12 protein-coding genes and 1 pseudogene are annotated in these 13274 nt (G+C 49.0%); 6 read left to right on the forward strand and 7 right to left on the reverse strand.

The features are described from left to right. Positions 1-126, forward strand: a pseudogene (locus UF06_RS19030) (IS3 family transposase); the annotation flags it as partial. Positions 127-304: 178 nt separating this feature from the next. On the opposite strand, the gene UF06_RS28215 reads toward UF06_RS19030, so the two are convergent. The 6 genes from UF06_RS28215 to UF06_RS19055 form a co-directional block, all read right to left on the reverse strand. Beyond that, entirely contained in the window at positions 305-436 is a 132-nt protein-coding gene (locus UF06_RS28215) for a hypothetical protein (RefSeq protein ID WP_264299425.1), read from the reverse strand. A 238-nt stretch (positions 437-674) separates the two neighbouring features. Further along, complete coding sequence (gene gnd / locus UF06_RS19035) at positions 675-2123, reverse strand: decarboxylating NADP(+)-dependent phosphogluconate dehydrogenase (protein WP_045571834.1); 1449 nt, start codon at positions 2121-2123, stop codon at positions 675-677. Between the two features lie 36 nt (positions 2124-2159). Further along, the gene (gene pgl / locus UF06_RS19040) at positions 2160-2876 is read right to left on the reverse strand and encodes a 6-phosphogluconolactonase (protein ID WP_045571835.1); all 717 of its coding nucleotides are present in this window, start codon (positions 2874-2876) and stop codon (positions 2160-2162) included. Next, positions 2873-4375 carry a glucose-6-phosphate dehydrogenase gene (gene zwf / locus UF06_RS19045; RefSeq protein ID WP_045571836.1) on the reverse strand — a complete coding sequence of 501 codons (1503 nt, stop codon included), beginning with the start codon at positions 4373-4375 and terminating at the stop codon, positions 2873-2875. Before zwf ends, pgl begins: the two co-directional genes overlap by 4 nt. A 393-nt stretch (positions 4376-4768) precedes the next feature. Continuing rightward, a complete protein-coding gene (locus UF06_RS19050; RefSeq protein ID WP_045571837.1) occupies positions 4769-5455 on the reverse strand; it encodes a response regulator in 687 nt (228 codons plus the stop codon). Beyond that, entirely contained in the window at positions 5452-7071 is a 1620-nt protein-coding gene (locus tag UF06_RS19055; protein ID WP_045571838.1) for a sensor histidine kinase, read from the reverse strand. The genes UF06_RS19050 and UF06_RS19055 overlap by 4 nt, the downstream gene beginning before the upstream one ends. Positions 7072-7414: 343 nt before the next feature. Between UF06_RS19055 and UF06_RS19060 the strand changes: the two genes are divergently transcribed. The 5 genes from UF06_RS19060 to UF06_RS19080 all read left to right on the forward strand — a co-directional run bounded on the left by UF06_RS19060 (position 7415) and on the right by UF06_RS19080 (position 12461). Beyond that, entirely contained in the window at positions 7415-7642 is a 228-nt protein-coding gene (locus tag UF06_RS19060) for a hypothetical protein (RefSeq protein WP_045571839.1), read from the forward strand. A gap of 136 nt (positions 7643-7778) precedes the next feature. Further along, positions 7779-9197: a TolC family protein gene (locus UF06_RS19065; RefSeq protein WP_045571840.1), complete on the forward strand. Its 1419-nt coding sequence runs from the start codon at positions 7779-7781 to the stop codon at positions 9195-9197. Continuing rightward, positions 9194-10168, forward strand: coding sequence for an efflux RND transporter periplasmic adaptor subunit (locus UF06_RS19070; RefSeq protein ID WP_045571841.1), 975 nt, complete (start codon positions 9194-9196; stop codon positions 10166-10168). The genes UF06_RS19065 and UF06_RS19070 overlap by 4 nt, the downstream gene beginning before the upstream one ends. An 11-nt stretch (positions 10169-10179) precedes the next feature. Next, positions 10180-11337 (forward strand): ABC transporter permease, encoded by a 1158-nt coding sequence (locus UF06_RS19075; protein WP_045572041.1) that lies wholly within the window; start codon positions 10180-10182, stop codon positions 11335-11337. Beyond that, positions 11334-12461, forward strand: a complete 1128-nt coding sequence (locus UF06_RS19080) for an ABC transporter permease (protein WP_045571842.1) — start codon at positions 11334-11336, stop codon at positions 12459-12461. The genes UF06_RS19075 and UF06_RS19080 overlap by 4 nt, the downstream gene beginning before the upstream one ends. Before the next feature lie 56 nt (positions 12462-12517). Here UF06_RS19080 and UF06_RS19085 read toward each other — a convergent pair whose 3' ends face one another. Then, on the reverse strand, positions 12518-13255 hold the full coding sequence (locus UF06_RS19085; protein ID WP_045571843.1) for a chromosome partitioning protein ParA: 738 nt from the start codon (positions 13253-13255) through the stop codon (positions 12518-12520). Between the last annotated feature and the right edge of the window lie 19 nt (positions 13256-13274).

Here is a 13274-nt window from a genome sequence, read left to right on the forward strand (position 1 = left end):
CCACGTGAAGCCGAGCTTGAAATCGGCAACTACATGGTGTTTTATAATGAAGAGCGTAACCATCAAGGACTCAATAACCTCACTCCTGATGAGGCCTACTTCGGTAGGCAAAGATACGCAGCATGAGTTGGGTCAACCACTTAAGAAATGAGCTTATGTGTCCAACCGTTGGGGTCCACTTCTTACTAATCTTTGGGCTATGAAGACTAACAAGATTGTGGCTTTATCAAAGGCCTAGCTTGGGTGCTAGACCTTTGTCAGCAGAGTGAGTGCATCTATGCACTCTTTGCAATGGAACCTAGCGTTACAAGCCGCCTTCCTGCTGGGCCTGTTTGACTAATGCCTGACGTTGAGCTTCCTGATCTGATACCAATTGATTTTCTATTTCTTGTTCAACCTCTTGTGGAACAAAAACAAAGTATTTATTAATAGTCATCTTAAGAACCTCGAACTGTTAAATTCACCTTCCCGGTAGCTAATTGTTAATACCACATGAAAAACCATTGATCCCTGTGGCAGCATAAAAATAGTGGATGCCCAATACACCGTCATCCTCCATGGAATAAAATTTATAGGATGAGATGAAGGGCGTAGAATTTTTGTTCAACTCTGCTTAGATACGAAAACAAAGAGATGCCACTAAGGCATCTCTTTTAGCGTATTACAGATCTGGATTATACGTCGTAAGTGGTTGACGCAGTATCACCACCTGTACCTGTCCAGTTGGTGTGGAAGAACTCACCACGTGCACGATCAGTACGCTCATACGTGTGCGCGCCGAAGTAGTCACGTTGTGCCTGCAGCAGGTTCGCTGGCAGACGAGCAGTGGTATAACCGTCTAGGAAGGTCAGAGCAGATGTGGTACATGGCATTGGAATCCCCGCTTCCAGAGATTTCGCTGCCACTTTACGCCATGCTGCTAGGCTACCCGTCAGGATGTTTTTGAAGTAATCGTCAGAACCCAGGAATGCTAGGTCTGGGTTCGCTTCGAACGCGTCACGGATGTTGCCCAAGAATGCAGAACGGATGATACAACCACCGCGCCACATCAGCGCTACGTTGCCGTAGTTCAGATCCCAGCCGTTTTCGTTTGACGCTTCACGCATCAGCATAAAGCCTTGTGCGTAAGAGATGATTTTTGAAGCCAGCAGCGCTTGACGCAGTTCATCAACCCACTCTTGTTTGTCACCTTCAACCGGAGTGATGGTTTTGCCAAACAGTTTTTCCGCTTCAACACGCTGCTCTTTCAGTGCAGACAGGCAGCGAGCAAAGACAGATTCAGAGATCAGCGTCAGTGGAATACCCAGGTCCAGTGCGTTGATACCTGTCCATTTACCAGTACCTTTTTGACCTGCCGTGTCGAGGATCTTCTCAACCAGCGCTTCACCGTCTTCATCTTTGTAGCCAAGGATGTCAGCCGTGATTTCTACTAGGTAGCTGTTCAGCTCAGTTTCGTTCCAGTCAGCGAACACTGCCTGCATTTCGTCAGCAGTCATGCCCAGGCCATCTTTCATGAACTGGTAAGCTTCAGTGATCAACTGCATGTCGCCGTATTCGATACCGTTGTGAACCATTTTCACGAAGTGGCCAGCACCGTCGTTACCAACCCAGTCACAGCAAGGCTCGCCAGCATCCGTTTTTGCCGAGATCGCTTGGAAGATAGGTTTCACAGCTGCCCAAGCTTCTGGAGCGCCACCTGGCATGATAGACGGTCCGAAACGAGCGCCTTCTTCACCGCCTGATACACCAGTACCGATGAAGTGGATGCCTTTTTCGCGCAGTGCTGCAACGCGGCGGTTAGTGTCTGGGTAGTTGGTGTTACCACCGTCGATGATGATGTCGCCTTTGTCCAACAGAGGAACCAGTTGATCGATGAACGCGTCAACCACCGCGCCAGCACGAACCATCAGCATCACTTTACGTGGTGCTTCCAGTTTGTCCACCAGCTCTTGCAGCGTGTAAGCACCAACGATGTTGGTACCTTTGGCCGGGCCTTCTAGGAACTCGTCAACTTTTGCCGCAGTACGGTTGTGCGCCACCACTTTAAAACCGTGGTCATTCATGTTGAGGATAAGGTTTTGACCCATAACTGCTAGGCCAATTACACCGATATCACCTTTCATTTTTTCTCTCCAATAAATTTTACTTGGCTATCGCGATTACACGATTTTCGCCGCTGCGTCTAAATCTAAATACCATTCCGTTAGCCCCTGATGAGACTGAATCTTGGCTGCCGGATATGGAAGAATTTCTGCGGGTGAGCGGTTAATCTCATCCACGATATCTGCTTTACCAGCGCCCAAAACGAGGTAACTGATACGTTTCGCTGCCTCAACCACGCGTGCACTTTTGGATACACGAATCTGACCCGATTCAGGATGGCTTGCTAAAATGGCGAGTTTTTCTTCGTCGTAGTTTGTTTGACCAGGAAAGAGCGAAGCGGTGTGGCCATCGGCGCCAACACCGAGCAAGACCCAATCAAACACGGGGGTACCATTTTCGGTCGGGATCAACGCCAGCATTTCTCTCGCGAAACGTTCCGCTTCCATTTGAGGCTCATCTTCACCACAAATACGGTGGATGTTCTCGGCTGGCAAAGCAACTTGGCTAAACAAAAGCGCATTGGCTTCGCCGTAGTTGCTTTGTGCATCATCCGGCGCTACACATCGCTCGTCCCCCCACCAAAAGTGCAGATTCTGCCATTGGATTGCCGTTGCATACGCATCGGACGCTAATAGCTTGAACAACATTTTGGGCGTGCTGCCACCTGAAAGAGAAATATGAACAGGTCGGCCCATTTCGCTAAACGCTTTCATATCGTTCGCGAGGCTTTCAACTACCTGCTCTGCGGTATTAAAAATCTTATGATTGATCATAGTTCGCAGTAATCCGTGTCAGTTAGGTTTTTGCATGGGAAGCGCCATGCGCGATCATCGCGCTGGAGCAGATCATCCGATTCTTTTGGACCCCAAGTGCCACAGGCGTAGCCAAACAAGGCTTGCGGATCTTGTTTGAAATCAAGGATCGGCTGGACATATTTCCAACACGCTTCCACTGCATCACTACGCGCAAACAGTGTCGCGTCGCCATTGAGCGCATCTAATAGTAGACGTTCATACGCGGTCAACATTTGGGTTTCTTGAAGTGAAGTGTAATGGAAATTCATTTTCACTTCTTTGGCATGGAAACCGGCACCTGGCTGCTTCAAGCCAAAACTCATCTGGATGCCTTCATCGGGCTGAATACGAATGATCAGCTTGTTTTCAGGTGCATTTTGCCCAAACACAGGATGCGGTGTGCGTTTAAAGTGGATGACCACTTCTGTGACGCGCGTTGGTAGACGTTTACCGGTACGCACATAAAAAGGCACACCATTCCAACGCCAGTTGTTGATATAAGCTTTGAGGCCAACATAAGTTTCGGTACGCGAATCTTCGGCAACACCGTGCTCTTCTCGGTAACCGGGAAGGTGTTGTCCACGCACATCGGACGCGGTGTACTGACCTAGCACAAGGTTGTTACGCAGATCGTGCTCATCCAACGGTTTGAGGCATTGCAGTACTTTTACCACTTCATCACGCATAGAGTCCGCGTTGATCTGCGCAGGTGGTTCCATGCCGACCATTGCCAACACTTGCAGAAGATGATTTTGGAACATATCGCGCACCGCACCAGAACCATCGTAGTAACCGCCACGTTCTTCGACGCCAAGAAACTCTGCGCCAGTGATTTCTACGTAATCGATGAAATTGCGATTCCATAGCGGTTCAAACATCGCGTTGGAGAAACGAAACACCAGTAAGTTCTGCACCGTTTCTTTGCCCAGATAATGGTCAATACGGTAGATTTGATGCTCTTGGAAACACTCGTGAATGTCTTTATCCAGCTGTTTGGCAGAGGCCAGATCGTAACCAAAAGGTTTTTCGATGATCAGTCGCTTCCAGCCATCGTCTTCGTTGTTCAAACGATGGTGAGCTAGGCTCGCTGGAATCACACTGTAAAGGCTCGGTGGCGTTGCCATGTAGAACAAGGTATTGCGCTGTTCAAACTGATACTGCAGCGCCAACTCGTTCAAGCGAGTCACTAACTTGGCATAATCTGCAGTATCTGAGGTATTGATTGCTTGATAATGCAAATGGTTAATGAAGGCATCCAGCGCTGCTGGCTCTGTTTTTTCCATTTCCTGAAGCGAATTCTTGAGCTTTTCGCGGTAGGACTCATCACTGTACTCTGTGCGGCTGACACCCAGAATAGCGAAGTTTTCTGGAAGCTGCTTACTTGCATAGAGGTGGTATAAGGCAGGAATCAACTTGCGGTAGGTCAAGTCACCCGAAGCACCAAAAATCACGATGCTACTGTTTTCTGGTATTACCATCATCTTTCCCTTAAAAACGAGGTACTTATTTGTGCCTGGATACGGCTTAAAGGATGAGCCAACCATATCAATGACACTAAAAAATCGATAGTTGATCTTACCTATATCAGCGATAGGCAAAACCTAGAGTGTGTGGGTTGGTAATAAGAATGATTTGCCCGACACGGGGGCGTATTGTCTACGACTCTTTGACATACATCAATAGTTGAAAGTGCAATCGTTTAAATAATGACGCGATTTCAAGATAACTATTTGTATCAGAAGTGATATTTGATTTTTTACTGATTAGACCAGTTAGCCCTGTTTTTTGTGGCTGCATCACGCTATTTTTGCGCAAATTTCGCCACAAAATCGCCCACCATCTGTGCTCGCAATGGGACAAATCGAGCGATTTTATCTCAGCACTTTTTTATAACAACGCTCTGGCCGACCCACTGTGCCGTAGCTGAGATCGGCTTGCAGCTCGCCCGCAGCAATCAAATATTCCAAGTAGCGCCTCGCGGTGGTGCGGCTGGCACCCATCTTCTCCCCCGCTTCATCGGCAGTATACGTTTCTTCTTGCTGAAAGAGTGCGCGTATTTTATCGAGCGTGACACCATCAATTCCTTTGGGCAAATGGCCTGCTTTTTCCTGTCCACTGCCTGACTGTAACATCTTGTCCACCAGCCCTTGATTGAGATCCGCAGATACATGACCAAGTTGCTCTAGCTGCGCGCGATATTTGTTGAGCGCGGCTTCAAGGCGCACAAACATCACGGGTTTGAGCAAATAATCGACCACCCCACCACGCATCGCCGTTTGCAGCGTTTCTACATCGCGCGCGGCGGTGATCAGAATCACATCACAATGGCGGTTACTGCCACGGATTTGGTTTAAAATATTCAGCCCACTGCCATCGGGCAGATAGACATCGAGCAAAACCAAGTCCGGTTCCAACAGTGTCAACTGCAGTTGCGCTTCCGCCGATGTCGTGGCGATGGCTATCACCTCAAAACCATTCAACTGCTGCAAATAGTTATGATGTAATTGCGCAATTGCTAGGTCATCTTCAATGATCATCACTCGGCTATTGGTACTCATTGCTGCTCTTCCTTGGGAATGTAAACGGTCATTCGTGTTCCGTGTAACTTATTTGGGCTCATTTCAATGTGGCCACCGTAACGCTGGGCTAATTGGCTGACTAAATAAAGCCCGACACCACGGTTGGCTTTTGCTTTGCTTGACACCCCTTTTTCGACCAGTTGCTGTGGTAAATAACCTTCGGGTAGCCCGCAACCTTGATCGATCACTTCCAAGATGATTTCAGTGCCGTAATCGCTCACTGAGACTTCAATATTCCTTCTCGATTTGGCAAACGGTTGTTGATGAGCAATACCACTCATGGTGGCGTCAAAGGCATTATCAATCAAATTGCCTAATATGGTGGTAATGTCTTCCGCGTTGACCCCGTCCGGTAGTGGCTCCAAGCGAGTGCCCTCTTCCACAATGAGTTCAAGGCCAAGTTCTCTTGCACGTTCCGTTTTACCAAGCAGCATACCCGCGACCAACGGATCTTTAATCGTGTCACGCAAAAATTCAATGAGAGCTTGATAATGTTCCGTTTCCTTACCAATCAGTTGCTGCACCGCGTCCAGCTCCCCCATTTGCACCAAACCGCTAATGGTATTGAGTTTATTGCGATGTTCATGCGTCTGAGAGCGCAGTAGATCCGCGTACTCCTTGGTTTGCGATAGCTGCTCTGTCAGTTCACTGATCTCATCGCGCAGACGAAAACTCGATACCGCGCCAACGACCTTTCCATCAACCAAAACGGGCGTGCGGTTAGCGATCAAATGTTTGTGATTCAGATAGAGCTCAATATCGTGATCTTCTTGTCCGGTCTCCAGCACCCGATAGAGATCGCTGCTTGGCAAAGAATCGGCCAGAGGGCGGTTGAGTGCCAAGGCGGGATCAAGCCCCAAAATCTGCGCTGCACTGCGGTTAATCGAACGCAGCACACCGTTGGCATCAATACTGAGAATCCCCTCTTTGATGGTGCTCATAGTCACATCCAACTCGCTGTATAAACGGCCAATCTCCTCCGGTTCAAAACCCAAGATCGCTTTTTGGAACTTACGCGCAGCGTAATTGGACACCAGTGCGTTAGCGGCAACCACTAAAACCGTCATCGCGATCAAAAACCAGATAAATGGCTCGATGCGATCTTGCAACCTTTCAAGCAGATAGCCGACGGAAACGACGCCGATCACTTTTCCTTGCGCATTAAACACGGCGGCTTTGCCACGCACCGAATAGCCAAGCGAGCCTTTTGCTGTGGAGATATAAGCTTCACCCTCTTTGAGCGCTCGCTCGTTGTCGCCACCGCTCATTGGCAAACCTAGGCGAGAATCGAGCGGATGGATGAGACGCAAACCTTGCTCATCGCCAACAACAATAAAAGCGGCTCCAAGTGCACCGGTAAGTTCACGAAAGCGGGTTTGATGGGTCACGTTATCGCGCTGTTCTATCAGCTCAATAACGATAGAAGAGTTGGCCAAAAATCGTGCAACGCCTAACGCTTTTTGTCCCATTTCCTCCTCTTGGGAGTGTTTAAGATAGGCAAAACCAGCGGCGACCAGAATCAGCAGTTCAATCAACCCTGACAACGTCATAATCACCAACATTCGCTGCCGAAAACTGACACTCTGCCACTTCATCTCACTCTCCAATCACTATCTCTTTCGCGGTAAGTTAACACTTAATTAACACTCAAGTGCAGAGTAGCGTTTGGAACTGTGAGACAGGAATGGAAAATACCGACAGATTTTTGAGCATGCTTTTGCGTCTGTTTCACTCAAACTAAAACTACATAAAAATAAATAATCAACAAGTTACATATAAAGTTTGATTTTAGTTGATCTAGATCATCTCAATTTTAGGAATTTTTGAGGATTTTTTAACCAACAGAACGTATACTTTTTCGAGTCTAGAGTGACAATCTACCTAACATAACGACAATAATAAGCACAAGGTGGTATCAATTGATAAGGAACGATCAATATGGAAAGAGATACCTTTGGAATTTGCCTTAACAAGGCAATGCTGTCGAAGAACATGCATTCAACCTTTACACACGTCAGAGCTTACGAGAAAAACGGTCATACAGAGAGTGACCTTCGCGTTCTTCTCGCTTTCCCTCAAATGAGCGGGCGCGATCTTCTGCAAACCATGCAAGGCTCCAAGCAGCTTGAATGGCGAGCCGAGTTTTTCTGCCCTTCATTAAAATAGTCAGCTCATTCTTCATGAGGAAGCACAGCCGACGCGCTGTGCTTTTTTATTTCCTCCCACTTAATCAACGTTGTGCTTAACAGAAAACGACAATTCCTATATATTAGAGTCATTGCTCTATTTTGATGCGACTATCATGAAACGAACTCATCAGTTACTAATGATTGGGCTGCTTTCAAGCTCCATATCATTGGCTTGTCAGGCCGCGCCGATCACTTTTCAGCAAGCCTGGCAACTGTTACAAGACAATAACCACTCGCTCGCAGCGCAGCGAGCTAACGTGGCCAGCCAAGAACACATGCAAAGTGCCACCCGCAGTTTGGACTGGCCTTCCGTGAGCATCGGTGCCAATTACACCCGCCTTGATACTGATGTCACGCTCAGTGGCGAGCAGTTAATGTCCAATACCACAATGCCCGCGCTCAACGCGTCAACAGGACCAATACTGCAAGCGCTTCTGCCAGTATTAAGCGGGATAGAAACCACCATCGCAGAAAAAGATCTCTTTAGCTCATCTATCCGCGCTATTTGGCCCATTTTCACTGGCGGGCGCATTAGCGCAGCACAAGCGGCGGCGCAAGGCAAAACCGAAGAAGCGCGCAGTCAGTTGAAAATGGAAACGCAGGCGCGCTACGAAGACCTCAGCAAGTACTACTTCTCCGTGGTACTCGCCAAAGAGGTTTTGCAAACGCGCCAAGCGGTCGAACAAGGGCTGACTCAACACCGCGATTTCGCCATTAAACTGGAAAAACAAGGGCAGATCGCCCATGTCGAGCGTTTACAAGCCGAAGCCTCGTTGGATAAAGCCAAGGTAGAAACGCGCAAAGCGCAAAGTAACCTTGAGATCGCGCAGTCAGCGCTAAGCAAAATTTTGGCTCAGTCAAGCTTGGTCGAACCTGCCGAAGGGTTGTTTATCAACCATCACTTGCCCCCTCTCTCTGCGTTCACTGAGCAGACTCTCGCCACTTACCCGGGCCTTGCATTATTGGACGCCAAAGAGCAGCAAGCCAGCGCGCTCATCAAAGCAGAAAAGGGCAAATACTATCCGCAAGTGTACCTCTATGGCGACTACAGTCTGTATGAAGATGATTCACTCGCCAGCGAAATGAAACCGGACTGGTTGGTCGGTGTTGGGGTAAATGTCCCGTTGATTGACACATCTGGGCGCAGCGAAAAAGTCAAAGCCGCCAGCAGCATGGTCTCGCAAGTACACTCACTCAAAGCGCAAGCGCGAGAAGATCTGTCGGTGCTGGTACAAAAAACCTATCTTGAAGCACAGCAAGCGGTGGATGAAGTGATCGGTTTAGAATCGAGTATTCGCCTTGCCAAAGAGAACCTCGATTTGCGGGAAAAAGCCTTTAATCAAGGGCTTTCGAACTCACTTGAAGTAGTCGATGCACAGTTATACTTGGCCAGTATTGAAACGCAGCAATCCGCCGCTCGCTTTCGCTATCTCATCTCACTCAATAAGCTGCTGGCACTGAGCAGTGAAATGAATAGCTTTGCTCAATACCAATCTAGCGCCTACGCACCCACTCAAAAGGAATCACTATGAAATCGCTCAAACCTATTCTGCTTTCTCTCTGCGCTGTGGGTGCGGTGAGCTGGATCGGCTACCAGTTTTACCAAGCATACCAGCCAAAGCCGGTGCGTTTACAGGGAATGATTGAAGCGCAGCAATACAGTATCTCCTCCAAAGTGCCAGGGCGCATTGACCAAGTTTTGGTCCGCAAAGGCGATAGCGTGAGCAAAGGGCAATTGGTGTTTACCTTGCATAGCCCAGAAATTGAGGCAAAACTCGAGCAAGCCAAAGCGGGAGAAAAAGCCGCGGGAGCACTGGCGCAAGAAGCAGAAAAAGGAGCTCGCACACAGCAAATTCAAGCAGCCAAAGATCAGTGGCTTAAAGCGAAAGCCGCCGCTGATTTGATGGAGAAGACTTACCAGCGCGTCAATAACCTATACAAGGATGGCGTGGTCGCTGAACAAAAGCGTGACGAAGCGATGACCCAATGGCAAGCCGCCAAGTACACGGAAAGCGCCGCATTCCAAATGTATGAACTCGCCAAAGAAGGCGCGCGCGATGAGACCAAACTCGCGGCGGCAGAAAAGGCGCGCATGGCGGCAGGAGCCGTTGCGGAAGTCGAAGCTTACGCGAGTGATACCCGTATTGAGAGTTGGTTTGACGGTGAAGTGTCTCAGGTTTTGCTACAAAGTGGCGAGTTAGCGCCTCAAGGCTTCCCTGTCGTGACGGTGATTGATACCCATGACGCTTGGGCCGTGCTTAACGTGAGAGAAGATTTGTTAAAACACTTTCAAAAAGGTGAGACCTTCAGCGCTTATTTGCCTGCTCTGGATAAAAAAGTGCAATTTCGCGTTACCCACATTGCAGTGATGGGCGATTTTGCCACTTGGCGGGCGACCGATGCCTCGCAAGGTTTCGACTTACGCACTTTTGAAGTCGAAGCTCGTCCTGTGGAGCCCATTTCTGCTCTGCGCATGGGCATGAGTTTAGTGGTTGAGCTGTAATTGGCCTTATGATGAAAGCTATCTACGCGCAACTGCATGTGCTGCGGCACGACAAATGGCTTTTGTCGTGCTTGACTTGGATCCCGCTGCTAATTGCCTTAATGATTTGGGGCGTATTTTCTGCCGGGATCGCTCGTGATTTGCCAATTGGCATTGTTGATCAGTCACACAGCACCTTATCACGCAAACTGGTGCAGATGCTGGATGCTTCGCCCACACTCAGCACAGAGAGAGCATACTCTGATGTTGCCGCCGCCAAAGACGCCCTGATTAGTGGTGAGATATACGCTTACGTGATCATCCCCGACCATTTTGATCGCGATATTTATCTCAAGCAGCCTCCGCAGATTTCTGCCTTTTACAACAGTCAATACATACTGACTGGCCGCTTAGTCAACTCTGCCATTGTGCAAACGCAAGGGCACTTTAACGCCGCGTTAGAAACGGTCAAAAGCCTCAGTCATGGTAACCAAACCACTGCGAGCGCCATGGGGAGCGCCGTGACCATTACCACGCAAATCTCGCCGCTGTTCAACCAAAATACCAACTACGCACAATTCTTGGTTTCAGCGGTGGTGCCCGCTATCTGGCAAATTATGATGGTGGTGTGCACGATTTTAATTCTGGCGGCAAATTTACGAGTCTATGCGCGCTCCCCTGAAAAACTGGGGTTCTGGCTCGGAGACAACATTCTATTTACCCTTTTCCGTACTCTGAGCTGCTATGTGCCTATTTTTATGCTGCATGGTTTGGCTTTTCTGTGCTGGTTCTACTTCATCCTTGACTGGCCTTTTCACGGCCACTTTTTGCCCATTGTGATTGCGCAGCTTTTCACCGTATTAGCATGCATGATCATGGGCGCTTTCTTTTTTTCTATGACGCTTGATGCTGCCCGTGCGATGAGTTTTGCCGGCGCATTTACCGCGCCCAGTTTTGCCTTTATGGGCATTACCTTCCCGGTTACCGACATGAGCGCGCCCGCGCAGTTTTGGCGTGGATTATTACCGGTGAGTCATTACATCGAAGTACAAGTGTCTCAAGCCAGCTATGGGGCTGAGTTCTATCAAGCATTGCAAGCTCTTGCGCCGATGGTGGGTTATCTGCTTCCTGCCCTGCTCACTCTCCTTTTGATGAAAAAGCACCTTAACAAAGCGGAGGGAAAATCATGAGCTGGCTTGATCTACTCAAAGCAGAGTTGAAAGCGCTACTAACCAATCCGGTGGTAACCCTGACTGTGTTCGGTGGTGTGCTGTTTTACTCGTTTCTCTATCCACTGCCCTACGCGCAGCAAACGCCACGAGAGCAGGCGATTTCAGTCGTCAACCTTGACAAGAGCCCAACCAGCTGGAAGCTCGAACGCATGGTGGACGCGACTTCTCAAGTGGAAATCGTACGCCGCGATGGCACGCTGGCTGAGGCCAAAGCGGCTTTTCTCGCTGGCAAGGTGAGCGGCATTTTGTTGATCCCGGAGCATTTCTACAAAGACCTGTTGCTGGGTAAAAGTCCGACACTGTCCTATGCAGGCGATGCCTCCTACTTTCTAGTGTATGGCACCGTGGTGGAAGGGCTGGCACAAACTGGTGGTACGCTGGCAGCTCAGGTCAAGGTCTCGAAACTGCTGATAGACGGTGTACCGCTCGCTTTCGCGGCCGATCAGTACAGCGCGGTGAAGCTCAACCTCAAGCCGACCTTTAACCCAACCATGGGCTACGTCGACTATGTGGTGCCTGCGGTGTTTGTCTTAATCCTGCAACAGACTTTGATCATGGCAGCGGGGCTTATCGTCGGTACACAAAAACATGGCCAAGGTTATTGGTCACTTGTGCCGCGCTGGAAGTTGCTCAGCGTGAGAACCGTGGTACTGGTGGCTATCTATTATCTGCTCAGCGCCTACTATTTCGGTGCCAGTTTTACTATGCATGGCATCAACACGCTTGCCAGCATCTCAACACTGCTCAGCTTGCTGTTGCCGTTTCTGCTTGCCTCTTGCCTACTTGGCTATTGGCTGGGTGATTTGCTTCCGCGCCGTGAACTGGTCACACTGGTGGTGCTTATCAGCTCCATGCCGCTGATTTTTCTGGCTGGTTTCATCTGGCCTGTCGAGATGATCCCAGCGCCGCTTCTATGGCTCGCCCAATTGAGTCCGAGCACTAGTGCAATAAAAGGCTTCCTTGCTCTCAATCAAATGGGGGCTAGCTGGCAACAAGTCAGCCTTCAGTGGAGCAGTTTGTGGGGGTTGGTGCTGTTTTGGCTTTGTGCCTGCTTGCTATTGTGGCGCCGCCAACGGCTGTGATTGCTAAGAGGTAAACAAAACAACAAGGGCTCAAAATTGAGCCCTTGTTGTTGTCGTTACAATCCCATCTCTTGGGTAATGGATTTAATCTGCTTCAAGTCCATTTTGTACACTTCGATCAGTTGATCCACTTGGCTTAAGCGCGAACTGGCTTCGTCTTGGTTATCGCATGCATCGGATTTAGCGTCCCAAGATTTACCGGAAAGATACACTTCACACGCTTTCTTCAATGTTTCCAACTTCGGAACCAACACTTCTCGCTCTTTTTGCAGCGCGTCCAGCTCTTGAGAAATCTCCATTTCACGACGGAAAAGTTCTCGCGAGCGCTCAAACATATTGTTTTGCATATCGGCCTGACGGCTGAGCTTATCGTTCTCGTTTTGCGTGGTTTCAATCTGCGCTTTTTGCGATTTGATCTGCCCTTCCAAGGTGATGTTCAGTTTTTCCATTTCGGTGAGCTGATTTTGCAGCTTTTCAAGCTCTGCCTGATGCTCTTTTTGTCGTAAGGCGATTTCTGCTTCGAGTTTCTTGTCCACCTCAGAGTCCAAACTCGCTTCGCGCGATTTAACACTCGCTACCAACTGAGTTTTGTCAGTCGCTAGACTTTGGTACTGCTGCTGCAGCCCTTGATAGGTTTCTTGCCACTTTTGTGCCGTAAAGTGAGCGCCGATCAAACCGCCAAACGCCATGCCTAATACGGCAGCAATCGCAATATACACGAATGTACGTTTGTCTCGTTCCTCGATGACGACCACATCATCTTGTTCATCAGTTTGATTATTTGGCGAAGTCACAACATCTCACTCCAATCTC

The sequence above is a fragment of the Vibrio sp. S234-5 genome (genome assembly GCF_000960595.1).
GTDB lineage: Bacteria > Pseudomonadota > Gammaproteobacteria > Enterobacterales > Vibrionaceae > Vibrio.

Excerpts from the sequence above, each read along its gene's own strand:
- UF06_RS19080 (WP_045571842.1), top strand. The coding sequence starts at position 11,334 with ATGAGCTGGCTTGATCTACTCAAAGCAGAGTTGAAAGCGCTACTAACC.
- UF06_RS28215 (WP_264299425.1), bottom strand. The coding sequence starts at position 436 with ATGACTATTAATAAATACTTTGTTTTTGTTCCACAAGAGGTTGAACAA.
- gnd (WP_045571834.1), bottom strand. The coding sequence starts at position 2,123 with ATGAAAGGTGATATCGGTGTAATTGGCCTAGCAGTTATGGGTCAAAAC.
- zwf (WP_045571836.1), bottom strand. The coding sequence starts at position 4,375 with ATGGTAATACCAGAAAACAGTAGCATCGTGATTTTTGGTGCTTCGGGT.
- UF06_RS19055 (WP_045571838.1), bottom strand. The coding sequence starts at position 7,071 with ATGAAGTGGCAGAGTGTCAGTTTTCGGCAGCGAATGTTGGTGATTATG.
- pgl (WP_045571835.1), bottom strand. The coding sequence starts at position 2,876 with ATGATCAATCATAAGATTTTTAATACCGCAGAGCAGGTAGTTGAAAGC.
- UF06_RS19070 (WP_045571841.1), top strand. The coding sequence starts at position 9,194 with ATGAAATCGCTCAAACCTATTCTGCTTTCTCTCTGCGCTGTGGGTGCG.
- UF06_RS19075 (WP_045572041.1), top strand. The coding sequence starts at position 10,180 with ATGAAAGCTATCTACGCGCAACTGCATGTGCTGCGGCACGACAAATGG.
- UF06_RS19060 (WP_045571839.1), top strand. The coding sequence starts at position 7,415 with ATGGAAAGAGATACCTTTGGAATTTGCCTTAACAAGGCAATGCTGTCG.
- UF06_RS19050 (WP_045571837.1), bottom strand. The coding sequence starts at position 5,455 with ATGAGTACCAATAGCCGAGTGATGATCATTGAAGATGACCTAGCAATT.
- UF06_RS19065 (WP_045571840.1), top strand. The coding sequence starts at position 7,779 with ATGAAACGAACTCATCAGTTACTAATGATTGGGCTGCTTTCAAGCTCC.